Source organism: Pseudomonas sp. 22085, from assembly GCF_052045815.1.
Taxonomy (GTDB): Bacteria; Pseudomonadota; Gammaproteobacteria; order Pseudomonadales; family Pseudomonadaceae; genus Aquipseudomonas; species Aquipseudomonas glycinae.
The window spans coordinates 28996-55381 of sequence record NZ_JBQEQA010000021.1 but is presented as its reverse complement, the minus strand read 5'-3'; the positions used below and the strand labels follow the sequence as shown (position 1 = coordinate 55381).

The 26386-nt window shown below is 61.1% G+C and carries 25 protein-coding genes; 11 read left to right on the top strand and 14 right to left on the bottom strand.

Annotation, left to right across the window (positions count from 1 at the left end; genetic code table 11):
• Positions 1-84 precede the first annotated feature (84 nt).
• Positions 85-855 (bottom strand): alpha/beta hydrolase, encoded by a 771-nt coding sequence (locus ACTJK7_RS23235; RefSeq protein WP_108561062.1) that lies wholly within the window; start codon positions 853-855, stop codon positions 85-87.
• A gap of 111 nt (positions 856-966) precedes the next feature.
• Between ACTJK7_RS23235 and ACTJK7_RS23230 the strand changes: the two genes are divergently transcribed.
• Positions 967-1911 carry an aldo/keto reductase gene (locus ACTJK7_RS23230; RefSeq protein ID WP_108561064.1) on the top strand — a complete coding sequence of 315 codons (945 nt, stop codon included), beginning with the start codon at positions 967-969 and terminating at the stop codon, positions 1909-1911.
• Here ACTJK7_RS23230 and ACTJK7_RS23225 read toward each other — a convergent pair.
• Positions 1908-2822 carry a LysR family transcriptional regulator gene (locus tag ACTJK7_RS23225; protein WP_039770944.1) on the bottom strand — a complete coding sequence of 305 codons (915 nt, stop codon included), beginning with the start codon at positions 2820-2822 and terminating at the stop codon, positions 1908-1910. The genes ACTJK7_RS23230 and ACTJK7_RS23225 overlap by 4 nt on opposite strands.
• Positions 2823-2958: 136 nt before the next feature.
• Here ACTJK7_RS23225 and ACTJK7_RS23220 point away from each other — a divergent pair, with 136 nt between their 5' ends.
• Together ACTJK7_RS23220 and ACTJK7_RS23215 are read left to right on the top strand one after the other, a co-directional pair.
• Positions 2959-4014 (top strand): tartrate dehydrogenase, encoded by a 1056-nt coding sequence (locus ACTJK7_RS23220; RefSeq protein ID WP_039770942.1) that lies wholly within the window; start codon positions 2959-2961, stop codon positions 4012-4014.
• A gap of 97 nt (positions 4015-4111) precedes the next feature.
• Complete coding sequence (locus ACTJK7_RS23215) at positions 4112-5455, top strand: dicarboxylate/amino acid:cation symporter (RefSeq protein ID WP_108561067.1); 1344 nt, start codon at positions 4112-4114, stop codon at positions 5453-5455.
• An 84-nt stretch (positions 5456-5539) separates the two neighbouring features.
• Here ACTJK7_RS23215 and paoC read toward each other — a convergent pair whose 3' ends face one another.
• The 4 genes from paoC to ACTJK7_RS23195 form a co-directional block, all read right to left on the bottom strand.
• Complete coding sequence (paoC, locus tag ACTJK7_RS23210) at positions 5540-7738, bottom strand: aldehyde oxidoreductase molybdenum-binding subunit PaoC (protein WP_108561070.1); 2199 nt, start codon at positions 7736-7738, stop codon at positions 5540-5542.
• A complete protein-coding gene (locus ACTJK7_RS23205; protein ID WP_064382342.1) occupies positions 7735-8691 on the bottom strand; it encodes an FAD binding domain-containing protein in 957 nt (318 codons plus the stop codon). Before ACTJK7_RS23205 ends, paoC begins: the two co-directional genes overlap by 4 nt.
• Positions 8688-9311: an aldehyde dehydrogenase iron-sulfur subunit PaoA gene (gene paoA, locus ACTJK7_RS23200; protein ID WP_234420627.1), complete on the bottom strand. Its 624-nt coding sequence runs from the start codon at positions 9309-9311 to the stop codon at positions 8688-8690. The genes ACTJK7_RS23205 and paoA overlap by 4 nt, the downstream gene beginning before the upstream one ends.
• Positions 9312-9552: 241 nt before the next feature.
• Positions 9553-11307 (bottom strand): L-lactate permease, encoded by a 1755-nt coding sequence (locus ACTJK7_RS23195; RefSeq protein WP_440780671.1) that lies wholly within the window; start codon positions 11305-11307, stop codon positions 9553-9555.
• Positions 11308-11543: 236 nt separating this feature from the next.
• Here ACTJK7_RS23195 and ACTJK7_RS23190 point away from each other — a divergent pair, with 236 nt between their 5' ends.
• Positions 11544-11750, top strand: coding sequence for a hypothetical protein (locus ACTJK7_RS23190; RefSeq protein WP_064382340.1), 207 nt, complete (start codon positions 11544-11546; stop codon positions 11748-11750).
• 43 nt (positions 11751-11793) lie between these two features.
• Here ACTJK7_RS23190 and ACTJK7_RS23185 read toward each other — a convergent pair whose 3' ends face one another.
• Entirely contained in the window at positions 11794-12066 is a 273-nt protein-coding gene (locus tag ACTJK7_RS23185; protein ID WP_039770930.1) for a hypothetical protein, read from the bottom strand.
• A gap of 223 nt (positions 12067-12289) precedes the next feature.
• On the opposite strand from ACTJK7_RS23185, the gene ACTJK7_RS23180 reads away from it, so the two are divergent.
• Both ACTJK7_RS23180 and ACTJK7_RS23175 read left to right on the top strand, forming a co-directional pair.
• Positions 12290-13369 carry a hypothetical protein gene (locus ACTJK7_RS23180; RefSeq protein ID WP_440780670.1) on the top strand — a complete coding sequence of 360 codons (1080 nt, stop codon included), beginning with the start codon at positions 12290-12292 and terminating at the stop codon, positions 13367-13369.
• A 2-nt stretch (positions 13370-13371) separates the two neighbouring features.
• The gene (locus ACTJK7_RS23175) at positions 13372-13725 is read left to right on the top strand and encodes a DUF1428 domain-containing protein (protein ID WP_440780669.1); all 354 of its coding nucleotides are present in this window, start codon (positions 13372-13374) and stop codon (positions 13723-13725) included.
• 54 nt (positions 13726-13779) lie between these two features.
• On the opposite strand, the gene ACTJK7_RS23170 is transcribed toward ACTJK7_RS23175, so the two are convergent.
• Positions 13780-13974 (bottom strand): hypothetical protein, encoded by a 195-nt coding sequence (locus tag ACTJK7_RS23170; RefSeq protein WP_440780668.1) that lies wholly within the window; start codon positions 13972-13974, stop codon positions 13780-13782.
• A 107-nt stretch (positions 13975-14081) separates the two neighbouring features.
• Here ACTJK7_RS23170 and thpR point away from each other — a divergent pair, with 107 nt between their 5' ends.
• Entirely contained in the window at positions 14082-14621 is a 540-nt protein-coding gene (gene thpR, locus ACTJK7_RS23165) for an RNA 2',3'-cyclic phosphodiesterase (protein ID WP_440780667.1), read from the top strand.
• A 258-nt stretch (positions 14622-14879) separates the two neighbouring features.
• Here thpR and ACTJK7_RS23160 read toward each other — a convergent pair whose 3' ends face one another.
• The 5 genes from ACTJK7_RS23160 to ACTJK7_RS23140 form a co-directional block, all read right to left on the bottom strand.
• Positions 14880-15977, bottom strand: a complete 1098-nt coding sequence (locus ACTJK7_RS23160; protein WP_039770922.1) for a polyamine ABC transporter substrate-binding protein — start codon at positions 15975-15977, stop codon at positions 14880-14882.
• A 69-nt stretch (positions 15978-16046) separates the two neighbouring features.
• Complete coding sequence (locus ACTJK7_RS23155; RefSeq protein WP_323151720.1) at positions 16047-16931, bottom strand: ABC transporter permease subunit; 885 nt, start codon at positions 16929-16931, stop codon at positions 16047-16049.
• Positions 16928-17842 carry an ABC transporter permease subunit gene (locus ACTJK7_RS23150; protein ID WP_323151721.1) on the bottom strand — a complete coding sequence of 305 codons (915 nt, stop codon included), beginning with the start codon at positions 17840-17842 and terminating at the stop codon, positions 16928-16930. The genes ACTJK7_RS23155 and ACTJK7_RS23150 overlap by 4 nt, the downstream gene beginning before the upstream one ends.
• Complete coding sequence (gene potA, locus ACTJK7_RS23145) at positions 17839-18981, bottom strand: polyamine ABC transporter ATP-binding protein (RefSeq protein ID WP_108561088.1); 1143 nt, start codon at positions 18979-18981, stop codon at positions 17839-17841. Before potA ends, ACTJK7_RS23150 begins: the two co-directional genes overlap by 4 nt.
• Before the next feature lie 371 nt (positions 18982-19352).
• A complete protein-coding gene (locus ACTJK7_RS23140; RefSeq protein WP_085655701.1) occupies positions 19353-20114 on the bottom strand; it encodes a gamma-glutamyl-gamma-aminobutyrate hydrolase family protein in 762 nt (253 codons plus the stop codon).
• A 282-nt stretch (positions 20115-20396) separates the two neighbouring features.
• Between ACTJK7_RS23140 and ACTJK7_RS23135 the strand changes: the two genes are divergently transcribed.
• From ACTJK7_RS23135 to ACTJK7_RS23120, 4 genes are all read left to right on the top strand, one after another.
• Positions 20397-21773, top strand: a complete 1377-nt coding sequence (locus ACTJK7_RS23135) for a glutamine synthetase family protein (RefSeq protein ID WP_011333558.1) — start codon at positions 20397-20399, stop codon at positions 21771-21773.
• A gap of 268 nt (positions 21774-22041) precedes the next feature.
• Positions 22042-23532, top strand: coding sequence for an aldehyde dehydrogenase (locus tag ACTJK7_RS23130; protein WP_108561091.1), 1491 nt, complete (start codon positions 22042-22044; stop codon positions 23530-23532).
• 51 nt (positions 23533-23583) lie between these two features.
• Positions 23584-24867, top strand: a complete 1284-nt coding sequence (locus tag ACTJK7_RS23125) for an NAD(P)/FAD-dependent oxidoreductase (RefSeq protein ID WP_440780666.1) — start codon at positions 23584-23586, stop codon at positions 24865-24867.
• 360 nt (positions 24868-25227) lie between these two features.
• A complete protein-coding gene (locus ACTJK7_RS23120; protein WP_011333561.1) occupies positions 25228-25776 on the top strand; it encodes a cupin domain-containing protein in 549 nt (182 codons plus the stop codon).
• A gap of 124 nt (positions 25777-25900) precedes the next feature.
• On the opposite strand, the gene ACTJK7_RS23115 is transcribed toward ACTJK7_RS23120, so the two are convergent.
• The gene (locus ACTJK7_RS23115; RefSeq protein ID WP_108561097.1) at positions 25901-26260 is read right to left on the bottom strand and encodes a hypothetical protein; all 360 of its coding nucleotides are present in this window, start codon (positions 26258-26260) and stop codon (positions 25901-25903) included.
• Between the last annotated feature and the right edge of the window lie 126 nt (positions 26261-26386).

Below are 26386 nucleotides of genomic sequence, written 5' to 3'. Positions count from 1 at the left end.
GCAGAACGCGGCGCGGGTAGGACTGACCTTTTTGCACTTGGTTCACGAGGCGGAGCCGGGTTTCTACGGCCGCCGACGAAGTGCTCAGCGATTCAACGCATCCTCGATCCATCGCAGGTATTGCGGCCGTTCGGAAATCGAATTGTGTGCCGAGTCCTTCACCACTTTGAGCGTGGCCACACCGTCGGGAAAACTGTGCAGCAAGCGCTCGGTGCTGGCACGTGGAATCACCTCGTCATCGCTCGCCGCCAGCAGCAGCGTCGGCACGCGGATGTGCGCCGCGTACTGGCCTGACTGGAAACGATCCTTGAGCAACCACTGCACCGGCACCCACGGATATTGGCGGGCGGCGATTTCTTCGAGGCTGTTGTAGGGCGTGACCAGAATCAGTCTCTCCACCGGCCGCTGGCTGGCCAGCCGCACCGCGACCCCGGAACCGAGGCTGCGCCCCAGGAGCGCGACCTGCGGGTGACTGGCATACACCTGATCGAACAGCGCCAGCGCATCCTCGGCAATTGCCGCTTCGGAGGGCGAACCACCGCTGCCGCCAAAACCCCGGTAATGCAGCAAATACAACGAATAGTCGGGAAACGCCGCGGAAAACTCCGGCAGATTGCGCGAAACATCTTCGGCATTGCCGCCGAAATAGATCAGTGCTTTGGGTCCGGAGCGCTCGCGCACTGTCACGCGGATCTCGGCGTCGGGCATGGCCAGCGTCAACCGTGACTCCGGCGAATCGAGGCTGGCGGGCTGGGGAAAATAGATCAGCGCCCGCTGAAACACGAACAGCGCCGCGCACAGGATCAGGTACACGGCGACGATCGATGCGACGAGTGACAACAGGGTTCTGGACATTCGACTAACTTTAACCGGGCGCGCAGGTTGGCTGTCGCAGTGTAGTCCAACGGTTTTGCGGGCCGCGTCAAAACACAAGGTGCAACAGATCCACAGGGCAAGGGCGCCAGCATGAACCACACTGAGGGATATTCCCGCCGCCGGTTGCTGACGCTGGCCGCCGGGGTGTCAGCGGTTTTCACCTTTGACCGGGCGCTGGCCGCCATTACGTCGCCGAACGCCACAGGAGCCCAGACCATGCAGACCCGCGCCATCCCTTCGAGCTCCGAGCCACTGCCGCTGGTGGGGTTGGGCACTTATCGCGGTTTCGATGTCGCGCCCGGCGATCCGATCTACAAACAATTGCCGGCGGTGCTCGGCGAGCTGTTCAAAAAGGGCGGCACGGTGATCGACAGCTCGCCCATGTACGGCCGCGCCGAGGAAACCACTGGCGAACTGCTGTCGATCCACGAACCGCGCTCACCGGCGTTTCTGGCGACCAAGGTCTGGACCCGTGGTCGCGAGGAGGGCATCGCGCAGATGGAACAGTCGTTCAGCCTGCTGCGCACCGAGCGCATCGACCTGATGCAGATTCACAACCTTCTGGACTGGCAAACCCATCTGCCGACCCTGCGCGACTGGAAAGAGCAGGGCCGCATCCGCTACATCGGCATCACCCACTACACGCCATCGGCCTATGACGAGGTCGAAGCGGTGCTCAAGGCCGAACCGTTGGATTTCCTGCAAATCAATTACGCTCTGGATGATCGCGCAGTCGAGAAGCGCATCCTGCCGCTGTGCCGCGAACGTGGGGTGGCGGTGATCTGCAACCGGCCGTTCGGCGGTGGCGATCTGCTCGCACGGCTCAAGGGCAAACCGCTGCCGGGCTGGGCGGCGCAAGTCGGAGCCAGGAGCTGGCCGCAACTGGCGCTGAAATTCCTGCTGGCGCATCCAGCGGTGACTTGTGTGATTCCCGGCACCAGCAATCCGTTGTACATGGCCGACAATGCCGGCGCCGGGTTCGGGTTGATGCTGACCGATGCGCAGCGTCAGCAGTTGATTGCCTTGGTCAGTTAGTCGCCTGGGTCATCCAGATTGTCGATGTGCTTGAAGCGCTCCACAAGAAAATCGATCAGGCTGCGAACCCGTGCCGACAGGTGCAGCTGTTGCGGATACACCGCGTACACATCGGCGCGGGTCGGGGTCTGGTCTTCCAGCACCAGGCGCAAACGGCCGCTGCGCACGTAGCGGGCGATGTCCCATTCAGCACGCAGCAGAATGCCATAGCCTTCCAGGGCCCAATTCAAAGCCACCTCACCATCGTTGCAACCCAGTGCACCGCGCACTTTGATGTTTTGCGTCCGTCCGCCGTCAGTGAAACTCCAGACGCCGTAGGGCGTTTCGTTCTGCCGCAGGAATATACAGTTGTGTTGCGGCAGGTCCGACAGTTTCTGTGGCACCCCGTGTTTCTCCAGATACAGCGGCGAGGCACAGAGCAAGCGGCGGTTGGAGGCGATCTTGCGGGCATGAAATGCCGCGTCGGGCAGGGTGCCGAAACGGATCCCCAGATCAAAGCCGTGGGTCGTCAGATCCAGTGGGTGGTCGCTGATTTCCAGCTGGATTTCCACCTCCGGGTATCGGGCAAAAAACGCCGCCAGGGCCGGACCGATGTAGCGACGACCAAAGCCCAGCGAGGCATTGACCCGGATCAGTCCTTTAGGGGTTGCCCGGCTGGCGCCGATCAACTGCTCGACCTCGTCGATCTGCGTCAGGATCCGCGCCGCATGGGAAAAATACAGTTCGCCTTCTGCCGTGAGACTCATTGAGCGCGTGGTGCGATTGACCAGCCGCACACCCAGACGAGCCTCCAGCGCACTCAGGCGTTTGCTTACGGCTGGAGGCGTCACACCCAATTCCCGAGCCGTGGCGGCCAGGCTGCCTTTGTTGGCCAGCAAATGAAAAAACGACAGATCGAGGGTCTGGCTCATTGGTAACTCAAAGTTATGGATGTAGTGATTTTCTGTAACTCACCGCTTTATGGTCACTACATATACTCCGATCACACCCCGCCTGACAGCCCTGTCCGGCAGGCAAAACAAAAACGTGAAGAGAGTGGAGTTGACCATGAGTGCATACAAGATTGCAGCGGTTCCGGGTGATGGCATTGGTGTGGAAGTGATTGCCGCCGGCGTCGAAGTACTACAAGCCCTGGCGAAGAAATCCGGTTTTGAACTGGATTTCAAACACTTCGACTGGAACTCCGACAACTACCTGAAAAACGGTCACTACATTCCTGAAGGCGGCTTGCAGGAACTGAAAACCTTCGACGCAATTTTCTTCGGTGCGGTCGGCGCACTCAATGTGCCGGATCACATTTCCCTGTGGGGCCTGCGTCTGCCGATCTGCCAGGGTTTCGATCAATACGCCAACGTGCGTCCGGCCCGCGTGCTGCCGGGGGTGAAAAGTCCGCTGCACAACGGTGAGCAGATCGATTGGGTCGTGGTCCGGGAAAACTCCGAGGGCGAGTATTCCGGCAACGGCGGCCGCGTTCATCGAGGCTTGCCGGAAGAAGTGGCGACCGAAGTGTCGGTGTTCACCCGTGCCGGGGTCGAGCGCATTCATCGTTTCGCCTTCGAACTGGCGCAAAGCCGCCCGCGCAAACATTTGACCATGGTCACCAAATCCAATGCCCAGCGGCACGGCATGGTGCTGTGGGACGAAATCTTCTACGAAGTCGCCAAGGACTTCCCGGACGTGAAGATCGACAAGGAATTGGTCGATGCCGTGACCACTCGCATGGTGCTCAAGCCGGCGACGTTGGACGTGATTGTCGCGACCAACCTGCACGCCGACATCCTGTCTGATCTGGCCGCTGCGTTGTCCGGCAGCCTCGGCATTGCGCCCACGGCCAACCTCAATCCAGGGCGTGATTTCCCTTCGATGTTCGAGCCGATCCACGGCTCGGCGTTTGATATCACCGGCAAAGGCGTGGCCAATCCGATCGCGACGTTCTGGACTGCCGCGATGATGCTTGAGCATCTGGGCGAAAAAACAGCCGCCAAACACCTGATGTCGGCAATCGAGGCAGTCACGGAAAGCGGTCTGCACACCCCGGATCTGGGTGGCACCGCCACGACGCGCCAAGTCACCGACGCGGTGATCGCGCTGATCAACCGCTGATCCCTCTGCAATTCAAATCAGTACTGCGGCACACCGCCGAGGGGCGTATCGCGCCCCTCGGCATTTCCTGACAACAATAAAAAATCAGGGCCCTGTCATGAAAAGAATATTCGGCAAACTTTACGTACAAGTCCTTGTCGCCGTGATCCTCGGCGCACTCATCGGCGTGCTGGTGCCCGAGACCGGCACCGCGCTCAAACCCTTGGGCGACGCCTTCATCAAACTGATCAAAATGCTGCTGGCACCGGTGATTTTTCTCACGGTGGTGACCGGTATCGCCCGCATGGAAAACATGAAGGAACTGGGCCGGGTCGGCTTTCGTGCATTGATCTATTTCGAGGTGGTGTCGACGCTGGCGCTGGTCATCGGCCTGATCGTGGTGGACGTGTTCCAGCCTGGCGCGGGCATGAATGTCGATGTCGCCAGTCTCGACACCAGCAGCCTGGCGACCTATACCACTGCGGCCAAACATGCGTCGTTCATGGATTTTGTGATGGGCATCATCCCCGACACGATCGTCGATGCATTTGCCAAGGGCAATGTTCTGCAAATCCTGTTGTTTTCGATCCTGCTGGGCATCGCCCTGGCCCATGTCGGGCCGCGTGGCAAGGTGTTTGTCGATGCGCTTGAGAGTCTGATGCAGGGCATGTTTCGAATCGTCAATATGGTCATGCGTCTGGCGCCGATTGGTGCGTTCGGCGCCATTGCCTTCACCATTGGCAAGTACGGTTTCGGTTCGCTGTTTTCGCTGGGAAAACTGATGGCCTGCGTTTACCTGACCTGTGCGGTGTTCGTGATTTTTGTGCTCGGCCCGATCTGCCGTTACAGCGGTTTCAGCTTGTGGAAATTCCTCAGGTTCATCAAGGAAGAGCTGTTTACGGTACTCGGCACCAGCTCCTCGGAGTCGGTGCTGCCGCAGATGATCTCGAAGATGGAAAAGGCCGGCGTATCGAAACCGGTGGCCGGGATGATCATCCCCTCGGGGCTGACCTTCAACCCGGACGGCCAGGCCATCTACTACACCATCGCGGCGATCTTCATCGCTCAGGCGACGAATACACCGCTGACGCTGACCGACCAATTGATTGTGCTGGCGGTGTTGATGTTCACCTCCAAGGGCTCGGCGGGGGTAACCGGTTCAGGGTTCATCATACTGGCCGCGACATTGGCCTCGCTCGGCACGATACCGGTGGCAGGCATGGTGCTGTTGCTCGGGGTCGATCGCTTCATGTCGGAGGCTCGGGCAATCACCAACACCATCGGTAATGGCGTGGGCACCATGGCCATCGCCAAATGGGTCGGGGCGCTCGATAGCGAAAAAATGCACAGGGCGCTCAATGGCGAGGCCGAGGAACGGAGTGCGCAGGTGCCGGAAGCCGAGAACACTCTCCACGCCAGCGAATCTCTGCGCCCAGGCCTTGAGCGCGTGGCCGCCAGGTAGACGAATCGGATACAGCAACCGCAGGTGCCATGCCGTCTCAGGCACAAAAACGCCCGGCTCACGCCGGGCGTTTTTTATTCGGTTTCAGATCATCTCAGGCAACGCATCCAGAACCTTGTCCAGAGTAATCGGATACTCCCGCACCCGTGCACCGGTGGCGTTATAGATCGCATTCGCCACCGCCGCGCTGACCCCGCAAATCCCCAGTTCACCCACCCCCTTGGCTTTCATCGGCGATGAAATCGGATCGGTTTCATCGAGGAAAATCACCTCCTGATGCGGGATGTCGGCATGCACCGGCACTTCGTAGCCCGCCAGGTCATGGTTGACGAAAAAGCCGTGGCGTTTGTCTACCGCTAGCTCTTCCATCAATGCCGCGCCAACACCCATGGTCATGGCGCCGATCACCTGGCTGCGGGCCGATTTCGGATTGAGAATCCGCCCGGCGGCGCAGACCGCGAGCATCCGACGCACGCGGACTTCGCCGGTGGCGGCATCCACCGCGACTTCGACGAAGTGCGCGCCGAAGGTCGATTGCTGGTACTGCTTGGCGAGGTCGGCGAATTCGATGCTGTCCTCGACTTCGATCGCGGCCTGTTGCGCGGCCTCACGTAACGGCACGTTCTTGCTGCCCAATCGCACGTGGCCATCGGCAAACTGCGCTTCACTTCCGTTCATGCCCAGTTTGGCGGTGACCGCTTCGCGCAGCTTCATGCACGCTGCGTAGACCCCGGCGGTCGAGCAGTTGGCGCCGAACTGGCCGCCGGAGCCTGCCGACACCGGGAAATTCGAATCGCCGAGTCGCACCACCACATCGTCCAGGCTGACCCCCATCATTTCCGCTGCAGTCTGACCAATGATCGTATAGCTGCCAGTGCCGATGTCCGTCATGTCGGTTTCAACCGTGATCTTGCCGTCGCGCTCCAGTCGTACCCGTGCGCCGGACTTCACCAGCAGGTTGTTGCGAATCGCCGCCGCAACGCCCATGCCGATCAGCCAGCGACCTTCGCGACGGGTGCCGGGCGTTGCATTGCGTTTATCCCAGCCGAAGCGTTCGGCACCGGTTTGCAGGCATTCGATCAGACGCCGCTGGGAGAACGGCCGCTCGGTTTTCACCGGATCGACCTGGGTGTCGTTGAGGATGCGGAACTGGATCGGATCGAGTTTGAGCTGTTCGGCCATCTCGTCCATGGCGATCTCCAGCGCCATCAGCCCCGGCGTTTCGCCCGGTGCGCGCATGGCGTTGCCTTCCGGCAGGTCCAGCGGCGCAAGACGCATGGTCACCAAACGATTTTCGGCGGCATAGAGCAACTGGCTCGGCTGCGCCGCGACTTCGACCTTGCCGTCGGCGAGGTTGCCCGACCAGCCTTCATGGGCGATGGCGGTGAGTTTGCCGTCCGCTGTCGCTCCCATCCGAATCCGTTGAATGGTGGCGGGTCGGTGGGTGGTGTTGTTGGCGATCTGCGGACGGGCGAGGGCGACCTTCACTGGCCGGTTCGCCAGTCGTGCGCCGAGGGCGGCGAGGATCGCATCGGCACGAATGAACAGCTTGCCGCCGAAACCGCCACCAATGTACGGCGAGATCAACCGCACGTTTTCCTTGGGCAGGCCGAGGGTGGTGGCGATGTCGCCGACGCTCCAGGCGATCATCTGGTTGGAAGTCCAGAGCGTCACGTGATCGCCTTTCCAGGCGGCGAGTGTCGCGTGGGGCTCCATCATCGCGTGGGACTGATCCGGCGTGGTGTAGGTCTGGTCGAACTGCACCGGCGCGGCGGCGAAGGCGCTGGCGAAATCGCCGTGCTTGACGTCCGGCAGATCGTCTTTCGGCTCCACGCCCTGATCGCGCACGCTGGCCAGATCAAACTGGCCTTTGTCTTGCGCGTATTCGACGTTGACCAACTGCGCGGCGGCCCGCGCCTGTTCGAAGGTTTCGGCGACCACCAGCGCCACGGCCTGGTGATAGTGCTGCACTTGCGGCCCGGCCAGCAGGTGCGCGGCGTTGTACTGGCCTTTGCCGAGCTTGCCGGCGTTGGCGGCGGTGACGATGGTCAGCACTCCCGGCGCGGCGCGGGCAGCCTCCAGATCGATGCGGGTGATGCGACCCTTGGCGATGGCCGAACCGACCATCACGCCATAGGCCTGATTCTTCACGGCTTCATGTTGCTCGTAGGCGTAAGGCGCCTGGCCGCTGGTCTTCAACGGGCCTTCGATGCGGTCGGTGGGTTTACCGATGACGTTCAACTGATCAATCGGGTTGGTCGTGGCGGGTGTGTCGAATTTCATGCTTCGTCCCTCGCTTGGGCCAGCACCGAGGCAATCGTGCGCTCGACCAGAGTCACTTTGAACTGGTTGTCCGGGGTCGGCGTGGCGCCGTCGAGCAGGCGCGCACTGACTGCTTTCGCGCCTTGCGGCAGCAGCGCTTCCGCCGCTTCGACTCGCCAGGGTTTCGGCGCGATGCCGCCGACGGCGATGCGGCCGCTTCCATCCTTCTGCAGGATCAGGCCGACGGACACCAGGGCGAAGGCGTATGACGAGCGGTCGCGCACCTTGTGATAGACATGGGTGCCGCCCACCGGGGCGGGCAGGGTGACGGCGGTGATCAGTTCACCGGGCGTCAGACTGGTTTCGACATTCGGCGTGGTGCCGGGCAATTGATGGAAGTCCGCGATGGCGATGCGTCGAGTGCTGCCATCAGCCTTGATCGTTTCGACCTGAGCATCCAGCGCACGCATCGCAATCGCCATGTCACTCGGATGGGTCGCGATGCAGGCGTCGCTGACACCGATGATGCCGAGTTGTCGACTGACCCCGCCAATCGCCGCGCAACCACTGCCGGGATTACGTTTATTGCAGGCCTGATTGGTGTCGTAGAAATACGGGCAGCGCGTGCGCTGGAGCAGATTGCCGGCGGTGGTCGCCATGTTGCGCAACTGGCCCGACGCACCGGCGAGCAAGGCGCGGGACAACAGCGCGTAATCTTTCCGGACGCGGTTGTCGGCGGCCAGATCGGTGTTGCGCACCAGCGCGCCGATGCGCAAGCCGCCGTCGTCGGTAGCTTCGATCTGGTCGAGGCCCAGGTGATTGACGTCTATCAGCTGCTGGGGCGTTTCGATGTCGAGTTTCATCAAGTCCAGCAGATTGGTGCCGCCGGCAATGAAACGTGCGCCTTCGATTTGCGCGGCTTGGGCAGCAGCTGCGGCAGGGGAGTCGGCGCGGCTGTAATTGAATGCTCTCATGCTGGCACCTCCGCGACTTCGCTGATGGCTTCGATGATGTTCGAGTAGGCGCCGCAGCGGCAGATGTTGCCGCTCATGCGTTCCTGCAATTCGCTGGCGACCAGTTGCGGTGCTTCGGTGAGGCTGGCGCTGGCGTGGCTGGGGATGCCGTCCCGGATTTCCTGGAGCACGGCGACCGCCGAACAGATCTGTCCCGGCGTGCAGTAGCCGCACTGGTAACCGTCATGCTTGATGAACGCCGCCTGCATCGGATGCAGGTGGTCCGGCATGCCGAGGCCTTCGATGGTGGTGACTTTGGCGCCGTCCTGCATCACCGCCAGGGTCAGGCAGGAATTGATTCGCCGGCCATCGACGATCACCGTGCAGGCGCCGCACTGGCCGTGGTCGCAGCCCTTTTTGCTGCCAGTCAGCTGCAGGTGTTCGCGCAGGGCGTCGAGCAGGGTGGTGCGGGTGTCAACCTCCAGCGCCTGTGGCTTGCCGTTGACTTCGATGGTTACTTTGGCCATGGCCGGTTGCTCCAGGCTGGCCGCGTAGGCCTTGAGGCTGATGAAAGGGGGCATCGCGAACGCGGTTGCGGTCACGGCACCAAGAATCAGGAAACGGCGTCGGGAGATCGCCATTGGCGGATGGTCGTTCATTGGCTTGGCTTCCTCTATCAGGTCGGCAGGGTGTGAAAGACCCGCACGGGTACGCTGGCGTGGTTGCCAGTCTCGCTCTGTTCTAGGAGTGACCACGCTGGAGAGGAAAAGGTTTTCTTTGATTTGCGCATGGCCTCATGCGCACGCTTCATGAATCGACAGAATGAACGCGGGTGCCTTGGCTGTGAGTCAGATCGCTCTCACAACCGAGGCACCCGCGATCTCAATGCGCGCCGACCACCATGGACGTAAACGGCGCCACATACGCCTGCAACGTCACCAGGCCGCCGACCAGGATTGCCAGCACGATGGAATGGAAGAACACGTAACGCAGGATTTCCCCTTCATGGCCGTACCAGCGTGTCGCGGTCGAGGCGACCACGATCGACTGCGCGTCGACCATTTTGCCCATCACTCCGCCGGAGCTGTTGGCCGCCGCCATCAGGACCGGGCTGATGCCCAGCTGCTCCGAGGTCACCCGTTGCAAGCCGCCGAACAGCACGTTGGACGCGGTATCCGACCCGGTCAGTGCTACGCCAAGCCAGCCGAGCAAGGTGCCGAACATCGGGTAGAAAATCCCCGTGGCAGCGAATGCCAGGCCCATGGTCGCGTCCAGCCCCGAGTAGCGGGTCAGGAATCCCAGCGCCAGCATCGCGGCAATTGTGATCAGCGAGAAGCGCACGACCCACAGTGTGCGAAGGTACTGTTTGATCAGTTGCGGGATCGAGTAGCCCATCAGCAATCCACCGACAATCGCCGCGAGCAGGATGCCGCTGCCGGTGGCAGTGAACCAGGTGAACTTGTACACCGCTTCTTCGGCTTTCGGCGCGGCGACCACCGGCGGGACTTTTTCGATTTGCAGATGCAGGGAGCTGAAAGTCACGGCCGGGGCGAACACCGGATTGGCTTCGCGCAGCGGTTTGCCCTGCGGATCAAGCTTGGCTGATTGGGTAACGGGGTCCATCGACGGACGGGTGTCGAACAGGTTCTTGAAACCCTGGGTGCCCCAGGCAAACACGAACACAGTGAGGATGATCCACGGCATCCAGGCGCGCATCACTGCCGGGCGCGCCTGATCGCTGAATGCGGCGCTGGCCGTGACCTTTTCTTCGTCGACCTTCGAGTCGTCATGCCGCCCCGACAGCGCGGCCGAGGTGTGGACGGTTGCCGGTTTCCAGACCTTGAGGAACAACGTCAGGCAGGCCATGGAAATCAGCGCGGCGATCACATCCACCAGCATCGGCCCGTGGTAGTTCGAAACCAGAAACTGCGGGATGGCGAAACTGACGCCAGCCACCAGAATCGCCGGCCATACTTCCAGCATCTTGCGCCACCCGGCGAATGCCCAGATCAGCCAGAACGGTACCAGCACCGAGAAGAACGGCAACTGCCGTCCCACCATCATCGACAATTCCATCTCATCCAGCCCGGTGACCTTGGCCAGCGTAATGATCGGCGTGCCCAGGGCGCCGAAGGCCACGGGCGCAGTGTTGGCGATCAGCGCCAGACCGGACGCTGCCAGTGGAGAAAAACCAAGACCGATCAGAATGGCCCCGGTCACCGCCACCGGGGTACCGAACCCGGCGGCCCCTTCGAAGAAAGCACCGAAACAAAAGGCGATCAGCAGCAATTGCAGGCGCCGGTCGTCGGTGATGCGGGCGAGCGAGTCCTGCAACACCTTGAACGAGCCGTTCTCTGTGGTCAGGCGATGCAGAAAAATGATGTTGAGAACGATCCAGCCAATCGGCAGCAGCCCATTGACCGCCCCGAACAGCGCCGCGGAACCGGCCATGTTGGCGGGCATGCCGAAGGCGAAGATCGAGATCAGCAGCGCCGAGGCCAGCGCCAGCAGTGCGGCCAGATGCGCCTTCACGTGAAAGAAGGCCAGCGCCGCCAGCATCACCACCACGGGAACGGCGGCCATGATCGTGGAGATCACCGGATTGCCGAACGGGTCATAGACTTGTTGCCAGACCATGTCGCACCTCTGCTTGTTGTTCTTGAGGGTGCAGATCCTTTGCGCGCTGCAAGCAGTATAGGTGGCATTTGGCCGCCGCTCGGGCGAGGCGGGCGAGGCGATCAACGGTCATCGGCGGTCTGTGAATCATCGTCCTTTTCCCCGGTCGTATCTGCGGCAGCGCGCACCGCGCCTCTTTGGTACGGGCAGCGCTGACCGTTTCCGTCGTCAAGACCTTGGTTTTAGGGAAATTCTGAATGATGCGTGCAACAAGCCTGCTGCTGACCGTTTCCGCCGCTGTATTGCTGGGCGGCTGTGTGGCGGATTTCGATGATGACCATCGCCATGGCCGGCATTACGACCGCGATCATGGCCGTTACTACGATCATGACCGGCGCTGGGACGACCGCGATGACGACCGCCGCGACGGGCGTCGTTATCACCGCGACCGGGATGATGACTGATTGAAACGAAGAGGGCGTTCCCTTGCGGGAACGCCCTTTGGCATTAAAAGTGAGCGCTCGCCCGGACGCTGGATCGCGCAGGCACTGAGGCCTCGATGTCCAGCAAATGGGTGGCGAGAATGTCGCTCAGAAAACGGAACTGATCGTTGAGGCCCACCACTTCATTGCTGAAATGATTGCTCGCGGCGGGCATCAACAGGTCTTCGAAGGCTTCGTCGAACACCAGCGCCTGTGTCTTGCGCGACACGGCGTGCTGATCGTAGTAGTTGCTGCCGAAGACCGGGAAACTCACGGCGAGGGTGACGGTATTGATCATGATGTGAACTCCTCGTGCTGTGTGTTTCGGATGGGCTAATCGTGCCTTTGGCGAGCAACATGCGGAAGGCAATCGTCGCGATGGTGAATATCGACGGCATTGATGGTTGCACCGGCGCGGCCCTGACCAGCGGATAAACGGCGCACCCCACGCACCTATACTCATTTCATCTTCCCCGCATTCTTCAGGTCTCCTGCCCGAAGAACAGATAAGGACCGCCACCGTGAACCTGCGTGCGCTGCTCGTCGCCGCACTGGTGTTGCTGGCCGGCTGCGCAACCACGGCGCGGGCCCCGGTGAGCGCGCCGGCGGTGGTGGTCTCGCCGGCGACCTGGCAGCAGATCGACCGGGAAATCGTCAGCGCCTCGAAGCAGGCCACCGAGCAGGTCAAGCTGTTCGCCCGTGGTTCGATGGAACATTGGCGCATTCGGGTCTATGAGCAAACTGAAGAAAATTTCATCCCGTGGTTCAGCAGCTACTGGACCCAGGAATGGCTGTCGATGAAGGTCAGCTGGTACACGATCAGTGCCAGCGGCGAGCAGGACGCTTCGGCCAAGCGCCTGGCGGATTACCTGCTGGAGCAATATCAGGAACGGGTGCTGGCGCCGGTGGCGGTGGAGATCGACCCGGACGCGATCCTCGGCCAGTCCACCGCGTTTTACGCGCAACTGATGGCGCAGCAGATGCCGGTCATCGCCCAGCGCCACGGCGTGCCCATCGCCCAGCTCAACGGGCGATTGCAGAAAATCCCCGCCATCGCCCTTGGCCCGCCGCCGGCCCGCGATGCCTCGCTGTACAAGGTTGTCAGCACGCAGCCGTTAAACACACTGCCGGCCTACGCTGCGCTGATCGACAAGATCCACACCGATGGCGGCTCGAAAGGCGTGGCTTCGACCGAATCGGCCATGGCGCCGGTGGCCAAACGCGCCAGCCAGCGCATGGAGGCGGAAATGGCCCCGCGCGGCGCTGCCAGCGCAGTGGCGGCAGCGGCAGGCAAACTGGCCGGGGCGCTGATTTCGGTCGGGGTGGCGGGCGTCCGCGCAATCATTCAGGCCAACGACCGCCCGGACAGCGAAGCGCTGATCCGCAGCAGCCTGGGCAACACCTTCGACAAGGCCTGGCTGAAACTGCTGCAAAACCCGACCACCGGCGTGATGGCCGGCACGCTGCACATGGCGGCGCAGGTCGAGGGCAATCTGGGCGGGCGAGATGAACCGTCGGTCGGGCTGGGCGTCAACCGTGTCGAATGGCGGCCGCCCGAGTCGACTACTCAGCAGATCGAACCCACCCTGCAAGGAGAATGATCATGGCTTACATCGATGTGTTCGTGGCGCCCGTGCCGAACGCCAACCGCGAACAGTACAAAAAACACTGCGAAATCGCCGCGAAGCTGTTCAAGGAATACGGCGCGCTGGAGGTGATTCAGGGCTGGGGCGATGACGTGCCGGACGGCAAGGTCACCTCATTCCCGATGGCCGTAAAACTCAAGGAAGGCGAAACCGTATCGGCCGGTTGGCTGGTCTGGCCGGACAAGGCCACCCGCGACACCGGCATGGCGAAAATGATGGAGGACCCGCGCATGCAGCCGGACGTCAATCCGATGCCGTTTGATGGGCAGCGGATGATCTTCGGTGGCTTTAAGGACATTCTTGAGTCCTGAGTCCAACGCAAATCCCCGGTGGGAGCCAGCAGGCTGGCTCTCACAGCTATTTGTTCACTCTCCTGATGGAGTGATCCGGCAGCCTTTGCGGTTGCGAATCTGCTCGTCCGTCGGCCGCTCGCGCACGAATTCGAAACGCGGCTCACCTTCGCTGTAATGCACCAGCCAGCCCCATTCCAGTTCGCTTTCATCCTGCCCGGGATTCGGCGGTCGGGCCCACCAGGGTTCTTTGCTGAGGATCTCGCGCATGACGTCCTCCGGTTGATGGCAATCGTTGAACTATAAACCCCATGCCGAGAGTCGCCAGAAACGGGCGTGTAGAATCCAGGGATCTCGACGAACGAAGGAGCGGGGTCATGACGGACGAAACGCGCGGAGATCAACCGTTCAAGCGGCTGTTTTTCGCCCTGGACTGCCCGCCGGCGCAGCGCAAGGCGATTGCCCAGTGGCGCAGCGAGCTGGGTTTGCGTACCGGCAAACCGGTGCCGGCCGACAACTTTCACCTGACGTTGCTGTTTCTCGGCGCGGTGCCGTTGGCGCAGATTGGCGAAGTCTGTGAGGCGGCGGCGAAGGTGCGCATACCGGGCGAGGCGCTGAGGATTTCGCTGGATCGGTTGCAGGTCTGGCGATGTGCCGGGGTGTTGTCGCTGGCGCCGGAGCAGGCACCGCAGGGATTGCTGCGGCTGGTGTATGCGCTGGAGCAGGCGATGTTGCCGTTCGGGTTTGAAGAGGCAACGCGGGAGTACCGTCCGCACCTGACGCTGGCCCGGGACTATCGAGCGCCGGAACCGGAATCCGCCACGCCGCCGGAGTTCTTCCTGCGGGCCGAGCGCTTTGCGCTGTTCGAATCCCACAAGGGGCGCTACCGCTCGCTGGCCGACTGGCCACTGATCTGAACCCACAAAAAAAGGCGCCCGAGGGCGCCTGAATTCACCTGAACCGAGGAGAGCCAGGTGAGGCCGTTCAGAGCAGGGGGCAGCGGTGGTAAGGCGCTGCATGAACGGAAACTTGTAACTCTGATCGCTGACTGCCTGATCGTTCCCACGCTCTGCGTGGGAATGCAGCCCGGGACGCTCCGCGTCCCTTCCGGAGCTGGAACGCGGAGCGTCCCTTGAGGCATTCCCACGCGGAGCGTGGGAACGATCGTGGTGCCATTACTTGCCGAGTTTCACGCGTGTCCAGCCCCGGGTCATGATCCGCTGCGTGGCAATCGGCTGATCCGGCACCGCATACAACGTGGCCATCACCGCTTGCGGCGGGTACGAGCCCGGGTCGTTGCGGATCGCTTCGTCCACCAGCGGCGTCGCGGCTTCGTTGGCGTTGCTGTAGCCGATGCTGTTGGTGACTTCGGCGATGATGTCCGGGCGCATCAGGAAGTTCATGAACAGGTAAGCGTTCTCGACGTTGGCGGCATCGCGCGGGATGGCGACCATGTCATAGAAACTGCCGGCGCCTTCCTTGGGAATGCTGTAGTCGATCTCGACCTTGTTGCCCGATTCCACCGCACGGGCCTTGGCCTGCAACACGTCACCCGAGTAACCGACGGCCACGCAAATGTTGCCGTTGGCCAGATCGGAGATGTACTTGGACGAATGGAAATACGCCACCGACGGCCGGATCTTCATGAACAGCGCTTCGGCTTCGGCGATGTGCTTCACGTCTTTGTCGTTCACCGGATAGCCCAGGTAGTGCAGGGCGGCCGGGAGCATTTCGGTCGGCGAGTCGAGGAAGCTGATACCACAGGCTTTCAGCTTCTCGGCGTTCTCTGGTTTGAACAGCAGGTCCCAGGAATTGGTCGGCGCATTCTTGCCGAGCACTTCCTTGACCTTGTCCGGGTTGAAGCCGATGCCGATCGAGCCCCACATGTACGGGAACGCATGGGCGTTGTCCGGATCACTGGCGGAGGCGTTTTTCAGCAGCACCGGGTTGAGGTTTTTCCAGTTTGGCAGCTTCGATTTGTCCAGGGTCTGATAGACCCCGGCCTTGATCTGCTTGGCCAGGAAACTGTTGGACGGCACCACGATGTCGTAGCCGGATTTACCCGCGAGCAGACGCGCCTCGAGGGTTTCATTGCTGTCGAACACGTCGTAGGTCACGCGGATGCCGGTCTCGTCCTCGAACTTCTTGACGGTGTCCGGGGCGATGTAATCCGACCAGTTGTAAACGCGCAGCACCTTGTCGTTGGCCTGGGCGCCTGTGGCGATTGCGCCCAATAAGGACAGTGTCAGCAGAGTCCTGCCAAACATTTTCATCGGTGAAACTCCATTCTTTTTATTCAAAAGCTTTTAAGCCAAAGCGCAAAGCCGTAAAACGCGACGGCCCTAGGCCGTCGCTGCCACTCGTTGAGGTTGCGGTTGCTGCCACGATTCGTTGGCGGTCTGATCCATCGCTTCCTGAATCGCCCGCTTGCGGTTGGCTTCTGCCTTGCGGCCGAAGTACCAGACCAGGAAGGTCACCAGCGACACCGCCAGCAGAATCAGGCTGGCCACGGCGTTGATCTCGGGCTTCACGCCCAGACGCACGGCCGAGAAGACTTCCATCGGCAGGGTGGTGGAACCCGGCCCCGACACGAAGCTCGCCAGCACCAGATCGTCCAGCGACAGGGCGAACGACATCATGCCGCCCGCTGCCAGCGACGGCGCGATCATCGGGATGGTGATCAGGAAAAACACCTTGAACGGTTTCGCGCCCAGATCCATCGCCGCTTCTTCGATCGACAGGTCCAGCTCGCGCAGACGCGCCGACACCACCACCGCCACATACGCCGCACAAAACGTGGTGTGGGCGATCCAGATGGTGACGATGCCACGCTCCTGCGGCCAGCCGATCAGTTGCGCCATCGCCACGAACAGCAGCAACAGCGACAGCCCGGTAATCACCTCAGGCATCACCAGCGGCGCGGTCACCAGACCACCGAACAGCGTACGACCCTTGAAGCGGGTGATGCGGGTCAGCACGAACGCGGCGAGGGTGCCCAACGCTACGGCGGCAATCGCGGTGTAGCAGGCGATTTCCAGCGAGCGCACCACCGAGCCCATCAGTTGAGTGTTGTCGAGCAGGCCGACGTACCACTTCACCGACCAGCCGCCCCAGACCGTTACCAGTTTCGAGGCGTTGAACGAGTAGATCACCAGAATCAGCATCGGCAGATAGATGAACATCAGGCCGAAGATCAGCATGAACTTTGAAAATCCGAAGCGTTTCATCCCCGTGCCTCCATCTCTTTGGCCTGGCTGCGGTTGAACAGCAGAATCGGCACAATCAGGATCAACAGCATCACCACCGCCAGAGCAGACGCCACCGGCCAGTCGCGGTTATTGAAGAACTCTTGCCACAGCACGCGACCGATCATCAGGGTCTCCGGGCCGCCCAGCAGTTCCGGAATCACGAACTCGCCCACCACTGGAATGAACACCAGCATGCAGCCGGCGATGATGCCGTTCTTGGCCAGCGGCACGGTGATTTTCCAGAAGTTGTTGAAGTTGCTCGAACCCAGATCCTGCGCGGCTTCCAGCAGGCTGCCGTCGTGCTTCACCAGGTTGGCGTACAGCGGCAGCACCATGAATGGCAGATACGCATACACGACCCCAATGTAGACCGCCGTGTTGGTGTTGAGGATCTCGAACGGGTGATCGGTGAGCCCGGTCCACATCAAAAATGCGTTAAGCAGACCGTTGTTGCTGAGGATGCCCATCCACGCGTAAACGCGGATCAGGATCGCGGTCCAGGTCGGCATCATGATCAACAGCAGCAGGACGTTTTGCGTTTCCTTGCCGGTCTTGGTGATCGCGTAGGCCATCGGGAAACCGATCACCAGGCACATCATCGTGCTCAGCGCCGCGACCTTCAGCGAACCGAGGTAGGCCGACAGGTACAGCTCGTCCTCGCCAAGCATGGTGTAGTTGCCGATGTTCAGCAGCAGCTGGAATTTCTGTTCGGCGTAGGTGTAGATCTCCGAGTACGGCGGGATCGACAGCGCGGCTTCCGAGAAGCTGATCTTCATCACCAGAAAGAACGGCAGCATGAAGAACAGGAACAGCCAGATGAACGGGATGCCGATGACGAACTTTCGCCCGCTGGGCACCAGGCGCAGGAATTGCTGATTGAAGGTTCTCATGAGCGCAGTACCACGCCGCTGTCGTCTTCCCACCAGACGTAGACCTTGTCGTCCCAGGTCGGTCGCGCGCCACGGCGTTCGGCGTTGGCCATGAACGACTGGACGATCTTGCCGCTCGGCAATTCGACGTAGAACACTGAGTGGCCGCCGAGGTAGGCGATGTCATGCACCTTGCCTTCGGACCAGTTGTAGCGGGTCTCGGGCTTGATCGTGCTGACGAGCATTTTTTCCGGGCGGATCGCGTAGGTGATCGACTTGTCCTGCACCGACGTGCTGACGCCATGACCGACGTAGATCTTTTGCTGCAAGTCCGGGCTGTGAATGATCGCGTGACCTTCAAGATCCTCGACCACGGTGCCGTCGAAGGCGTTCACGTTGCCGATGAATTCGCAGACCATGCGGCTGACCGGTGCTTCATAAATGTCGACCGGGCTGCCGATCTGGGCGATCCAGCCCAGGTGCATGATCGCGATGCGTTCGGCCATGGTCATGGCCTCTTCCTGGTCGTGGGTCACCATCACGCAGGTCACGCCGACGCGCTCGATGATTTCCACCAGTTCCAGCTGCATTTGCGAACGCAGCTTTTTATCCAGCGCGCCCATCGGTTCGTCGAGCAGCAACAGTTTCGGCCGCTTGGCCAGGGAGCGGGCGAGGGCCACGCGCTGACGCTGACCGCCGGACAGTTGATGCGGGCGACGCTTGGCGTATTGGGTCATGTGGACGAGGCGCAGCATTTCTTCGACGCGGGCGTCGATTTCGCTGGCCGGCAAGCGGTCCTGCTTGAGGCCGAAGGCGATGTTCTGCGCCACGGTCATGTGCGGGAACAGGGCGTAGGACTGGAACATCATGTTGATCGGCCGCTCGTACGGCGGCATGTCGGTGATGTCGACACCGTCGAGCAGAATGCGTCCTTCAGTCGGCTGTTCGAAACCGGCGAGCATGCGCAGCAGGGTCGATTTGCCCGAGCCGGAGCCGCCGAGCAGGGCGAAGATTTCGCCCTGATGGATCTCCAGGGACACATCGTCCACCGCCGTGGTTTCGTCGAACTTCTTGGTGACTCGATCGACCTTCACCAGAACCTTTTTCGGTTGCTGATGACCTTCAAGAGCCTTCCTGTAAGTGCTGGAGGCGTTTGCCATGTGAAACTCCCAACAGGTTTCAGTCGCCGGGCCAACGCGGCCTGGCTTAAGAGTGGATTGCAGACTTGCAAGAGCATTTCCTGTCGGATCGCATCCCCCTGTGGGAGCGGGCTTGCCCGCGATGAGGCCGTCACTTCCGAGATTGAGGTGACTGACCCGCCGCCATAGCTGGCAAGCCAGCTCCCACAGGGTTTTGCATTGATCCGATTGGTATTGCGCTTGCCGATCCGGCTTGGTCGGCGCCGCCGTCCTGGCTGCCTGGGTAGTACTTGTTGTTATTACGGGTTGTTGTTTTCACGGATGACGGGTGCGCACACGCGCAGCCGCCGACCCCGTGGGGGCAGTAAACAGTGATGAAATTCTGGGTTGTCTCAGCGCTGGTTGCGCCGCGCCGCACGCTGGCGGCAAGCCTCGCCGAATGCCTGGAAAATCCGCAGGTAGTTCGGGTTGTCCAGCACTTGCCATTCCGGGTGCCATTGCACGCCGAGGGCGAAGGTCGGGCTGTGCTCCACCGAGACCGCCTCGATCAGGCCGTCCGGAGCCACGGCTTCGGCGCGCAGGCCGGGAGCGAGGCGGTCGATGCCCTGACTGTGAATCGAGTTGACCTGGAATTCACCCGGCAGCTCCAGCGCTTCGAACACGCCACCGGGCAGCACCGTCACGGCATGGGCCGGGGCGTATTGCACGGCGACATCCGGGCTGTCGGCTTCGCGGTGATCGAGCATGCCCGGCAGCTCATGCACCTTCTGGTGCAGGCTGCCGCCGAACGCCACGTTCATTTCCTGGAAACCCCGGCAGATGCCGAGTACCGGAACGCCCGCCGCGATGGCTGCACGCAATAGAGGAAGGGTAGTGGCATCCCGCGCCGGATCGTGATCCGTGCCGGGAGCGCTGTCCGGGCCCTGATAGTGGAAGGGTTCCACGTTGGACGGCGAGCCGGTCAGCAACAGACCGTCGAGCTGACCCAGCAGGTCTTCGATTTCAGTCAGTTGGCCAAGGGAAGGAATGACGACGGGCAACCCCAGCGCCGCAACGCTGACAGCGCGAACGTACTTGTCGCCGCTGATGTGATAGGGGTGCAGGCCAATCTGTTTGACGCACGCAGTAACGCCGATCAATGGCTTGAATGCCATTTTTATTCACCTCGAAGTTTGACACTTGAACGAGCTTTTCCGGAGCTTAGCCTCGTTGATTTTAATTAACAACTCCCATGTAAAAAATTCTAAACGCCGCTCATCAAATCTTCTTGAATCGCGGGCCTCTGGCGCCTGCGTTGGCACGAGAGTGTTAAAAAAAGCCCTAAAAATAAACGCTGAGCGGCCCTGTGTTCGCTATTGACTTCACTTTGCCGTTCGGGTTGACTGGCTCGGCGAAACAGCAGTGAACATAATAATTAACAGCTAAATAGGTGCATCATGTCGGTCCCTCTGCGTGCCGTTCAACTCAACGAAGCAAACGCATTCCTTAAGAAACATCCTGAGGTTTTGTACGTCGACCTTCTGATTGCAGACATGAACGGTGTGGTGCGCGGCAAGCGCATCGAGCGCACCAGTCTTCACAAGGTTTACGAGAAAGGCATCAACCTGCCGGCCTCGCTCTTTGCCCTCGACATCAACGGCTCCACGGTGGAAAGCACCGGCCTGGGCCTGGACATCGGCGACGCCGACCGCATCTGCTACCCGATTCCGGGCACCCTGAGCATCGAGCCCTGGCAGAAGCGCCCGACCGCGCAACTGCTGATGACCATGCACGAACTGGAAGGCGAGCCGTTCTTTGCCGACCCGCGTGAAGTGCTGGCCAACGTGGTGCGCAAGTTCGACGCATTGGGCCTGACCATCTGCGCCGCGTTCGAACTCGAGTTCTACCTGATCGACCAGGACAACGTGAACGGCCGTCCGCAATCGCCGCGTTCGCCGGTGTCGGGCAAGCGTCCGGTGTCGACCCAGGTCTACCTGATCGACGACCTCGACGAATACGTCGACTGCCTTCAGGACATTCTGGAAGGCGCGAAAGAGCAGGGCATTCCTGCCGACGCCATCGTCAAGGAAAGCGCCCCGGCGCAGTTCGAAGTCAACCTGCACCACGTGTCCGACCCGATCAAGGCCTGCGACTACGCCGTCCTGCTCAAGCGTCTGGTGAAGAACATCGCCTACGACCACGAGATGGACACCACCTTCATGGCCAAGCCGTATCCGGGCCAGGCGGGCAACGGTCTGCACGTACACATTTCGATTCTGGATAAAGAAGGCAACAACATCTTCGCCAGCGAGGATCCCGAGCAGAACGCCGCGCTACGCCACGCGATCGGCGGTGTGCTGGAGACCCTGCCTGCGCAAATGGCTTTCCTGTGCCCGAACGTCAACTCGTACCGCCGCTTCGGCGCACAGTTCTACGTGCCGAACTCGCCGAGCTGGGGCATCGACAACCGTACCGTGGCTGTCCGTGTGCCGACCGGTTCGCCGGATGCCGTGCGCATCGAGCACCGTGTCGCCGGTGCCGACGCCAACCCGTACCTGCTCATGGCTTCGGTGCTGGCCGGTATCCACCACGGCCTGACCAACGAAATCGAGCCGGGCGCGCCGGTTGAAGGCAACAGCTACGAGCAGAACGAACAGAGCCTGCCGAACAACCTGCGCGACGCCCTGCGTGAGCTGGACGACAGCGAAGTCATGGCCCGCTACATCGACCCGATGTACATCGACGTGTTCGTCGCGTGCAAGGAAAGCGAGCTGGCCGAGTTCGAAAACTCGATCTCTGACCTTGAGTACAACTGGTATCTGCATACGGTTTGATTGGCGTGGGCCCTCAAAAGCCCAAAAGCCCCTCACCCTAACCCTCTCCCGGAGGGAGAGGGGACTGACCCGGGGATACTCGGGAAATCCGCCGACCTGAACGATTTTTACCGAATCCATATTCGACTCGGTCGTTCACGTCGGTGCATCTCCCGAGACACTTCGGTCGGTCCCCTCTACCTCTGGGAGAGGGCTAGGGTGAGGGCAGCCATCTCAAACCGAACACACACCCAGACACCCCAAAATTCCCCCGCGTCGAGCCACCACCATGACAACGACCCGCAACGACTGGGAACAACGCTTCCAGTCCCTGACCCTCGAATCCCGCGCCTTCATCAATGGCGAATACCGTCCGGCCATCAGCGGCGACACCTTCGAATGCCTGAGCCCCGTAGACGGCCGTTTCCTGGCCTCCGTCGCCAGCACCGATGAAGCCGACGCCAACCTCGCCGTTGAAGCTGCGCGCCAATCCTTCAACTCCGGCGTGTGGGCGAACAAGGCCCCGGCCGAGCGCAAGCGCATCCTGATTCGCTTCGCCGATCTGATCCTGCAACACCAGGAAGAACTGGCGCTGCTGGAAACCCTCGACATGGGCAAACCGATCAGCGACTCGATGAGCATCGACATCCCGGCGACCGCCAACGCGATCCGCTGGAGCGCCGAAGCGATCGACAAGATCTACGACGAAGTCGCAGCCACCCCGCACGATCAACTCGGTCTGGTCACTCGCGAGCCATCAGGCGTGGTTGCTGCCATCGTGCCGTGGAACTTCCCGCTGATCATGGCCAGCTGGAAATTCGCTCCGGCCCTGGCGGCAGGTAACTCGTTCATTCTCAAGCCTTCGGAAAAATCCCCGCTGACCGCGATCCGCATCGCGCAGCTTGCGCTGGATGCCGGCATTCCGAAAGGCGTGTTCAACGTCCTGCCAGGCTTCGGCCACACCGTCGGCAAGGCGCTGGCGCTGCACATGGACGTCGACGTGCTGGCCTTCACCGGCTCCACGGCGATTGCCAAACAACTGATGATTTATGCCGGCCAAAGCAACATGAAACGCGTCTGGCTCGAAGCAGGGGGCAAGAGCCCGAACGTGGTGTTTGCCGACGCACCGGACTTGCGCGCGGCAGCACAAGCGGCGGCCGGCGCCATTGCGTTCAACCAGGGCGAAGTCTGCACCGCCGGCTCGCGCCTGCTGGTGGAGCGTTCGATCCGCGAGCAATTCATCCCACTGCTGGTGGAAGCGCTGCAAGCGTGGAAACCGGGTCACGCCCTGGATCCTGCCACCACCGTCGGCGCCGTGGTCGATCAGCGTCAACTGGACAATGTGCTGCGCTACATCAGCATCGGCCGCGAGCAGGGCGCCGAGCTGATCGCCGGCGGCCATCGCACCCTCGAAGAAACCGGCGGCACCTACATCGAGCCGACGATTTTTGACGGTGTGACCAACGCCATGACCATCGCCAAGGAAGAAATCTTCGGCCCGGTGCTGTCGTTGATCACCTTCGACACCGTTGAGGAAGCGCTGCACATCGCCAACGACAGCATCTTCGGCCTCGCCGCCGGGGTCTGGACCAGCAACCTGAGCAAGGCCCACACCTTCGCCCGTGGCCTGCGCGCCGGCAGCGTGTGGGTCAACCAGTACGACGGCGGCGACATGACCGCGCCGTTCGGTGGCTTCAAGCAGTCGGGCAACGGTCGCGACAAATCGCTGCACGCGTTCGACAAGTACACCGAGCTGAAAGCGACCTGGATCAAGCTCTGACTCTTTTACAGCGGTGGTCGCCTGCAACCGGCGACCCTCGGAGAATAAAAAATGAAACAACAACACGTGAACAGCTACTACGCCGCCACCCGCAACGAAGTGATCGATTTCCCGATCCTCGAAGAGTCGGTGGAGTGCGATGTCTGCATCATCGGCGCCGGCTACACCGGCCTGTCCTCGGCACTGTTCCTGAGCGAAGCCGGCTACAAGGTGACGGTGCTGGAAGCGGCGAAAGTCGGCTACGGCGCCAGCGGTCGAAACGGAGGCCAACTGGTCAACTCCTACAGCCGCGACGTCGACGTGATCGAAGAGCGCTACGGCGACAAGACCGCCGAAATCCTCGGCAGCATGATCTTCGAAGGCGCCGACATCATTCGTTCGCGCATCAAGGAATACGACATCAAGTGCGACTACCGCCCGGGCGGTATTTTCGCGGCGATGAACAGCAAGCAGCTCAAGGGCTTGGCCGAGCAAAAACGTAGCTGGGAACGTTACGGCAATAAAAACCTGAAGATGCTCGACGCTGCGGACATCCGCCGCGAAGTCGGTTCCGACGCCTACGTCGGCGGTCTGCTGGACATGCAGGGCGGTCACATCCACCCGCTGAACCTGGCCCTCGGTGAAGCCGCCGCCATCGTGCGTCTGGGCGGCAAGATCTACGAGCAGTCCGCTGCGGTGGAAATCAAGTACGGCGAACCCAACGTCGTGCGCACCGCCAAAGGCCAGGTCCGCGCCAAGTACCTGCTGATCGCCGGCAACGCCTACCTGCCGCAAGGCCTCGATAACCGCGTGACGGCCAAGAGCATGCCGTGCGGCTCGCAGATCTGCGTCACCGAACCGTTGACCGAAAAACAGGCCCGCAGCCTGATCACCAACAACTACTGCGTCGAAGACTGCAACTACCTGCTCGACTACTACCGTCTGACCGCCGACAACCGACTGCTCTACGGCGGCGGCGTGGTCTACGGCGCCCGTGAACCGGACGACATCGAAACCCTGATCCGCCCGAAGATCCTCAAGACCTTCCCGCAGCTCAAGGACGTGAAAATCGACTACCGCTGGACCGGCAACTTCCTGCTGACCATGTCACGCATGCCGCAATTCGGCCGCATCGAGAAAAACGCCTACTACATGCAGGGCTACAGCGGCCACGGCGTCACCTGCTCGCACCTGGCCGGCAAACTGATCTCGGAAATGATCCGCGGCGACGCCGAGCGTTTTGACGCCTTCGCCTCCCTGCCACACATGCCGATGATCGGCGGGCGCACCTTCTCCGCGCCGCTGACCGCCCTCGGCGCCGTGTATTACTCGCTGCGTGACCGTTTCGGCATCTGATTAACCTCCCCGGCGGTGGCCCCGCACAGGCGCCGCCGGTTTTTTTACCTGACAAGCCGCACCACAAACCCTGTGGGAGCGAGCTTGCTCGCGAAAGCGGTCTATCAGCAAAAAGGATGTTGAAAGTGCCGCCCAATCGCTGGCAAGCCAGCTCCCACAGGTTTTGCTTTTACTTCGCAATTACCCTCAGCAGGCTCTTTTCACCCACCGTCCATCGAACCTGCTGAGCAACACCAGCAAACGTGATTTAATAGCCGCCTTTCACGGTTCCGGGACACGGGAGCAACGTGATCCGCGCGCCTTGCGCGGCACCCGCCACCCACCCCCATCGCCCTTAAGTCGTTCTCACATAAGGCTGTCATGGATACGGGTTCTCGACTCAAACTAGTACGCGAAAGCTACAAACTCTCCCAGCGCGAGCTGGCCCGGCGTAGCGGCGTGACCAATGCCACCATCTCCCTGATCGAACAGAATCGCGTCAGTCCTTCCGTCAGCTCATTGAAAAAGCTGCTCGAAGGCATCCCGATGTCCCTGGCCGACTTCTTCACCTTCGACCAGCCGCCCCGCGAACACCAATACGTCTTCCGCGCCAACGAACAACCCGACCTCGGCCGCCACGGCCTGCGCCTGCTGCTGATTGGCGCCTCGGTCCCGAGCCGCCAGATGCGCTTGCTGCGCGAGCAATACGCCCCGGGCGCGAGTTCGGGGGAAGAGCCGATTGTTCACGCTGAAGGTGAGGAGTGTGGGTTGGTGACGCGCGGCACCGTGGAGTTGACGGTGGATGGGCAGGTGAGCGTGTTGAGTGCGGGGGATGGGTATTATTTTCCGACGACGCTGCCGCACAAGTTCCGGAATATCGGGGCGGATGAGGCGGAGATTATTAGTGCGAATACGCCGGCTAACTTCTGACGCTGCGATGCGACGTAGTCTTTATTGGTTTCTAATTAAATGAAGCAACCATGCCTTGTATAACAAAGCATGGTTGTCTGGGTATCAAAGGCGTCAGATCAGCGCTGGCGTATGTTTGGTCATGCTACTGGCCGTATTGCAACTCCGCCATGGTGGGTGCTTTAGGTTGTGTGTTTGGCTCTCGATAAAATCCGCCCGTTTGGCGGCCGTTTAGTATAGCGGTCCATGTTTGGAAGGATGGCCTACCGTTGACGTGATCCGATTCCCATTGCCAATTTCCGACCGAGGTCGTTACGTTGAGCACGGTCTCGTCCCGACCACCGGAAAAAAAGTGATAGCTACCACTGACTTTTTCCCATTTGTTGATCTGACTGTTGTGGAAGTAGCCGCTGAATGTGCCCATTGACTCATCCTGACTTTCGATCACCAGGCGATAGATGTTTCCGTCCCCGCCGTCGTAGTTACCTCTAATGTCGTTTGCCATTTTCCTTACCCTCTGTCAGCCGGTTAGGAGATGCAATCATCCCCAGTTCCTGGAGAGTAGGCGGATGGCTTTGTTGAGGAACCTGTTAGAAGTTACAGTTTTTTATACTGATTAGTTATTGATCCT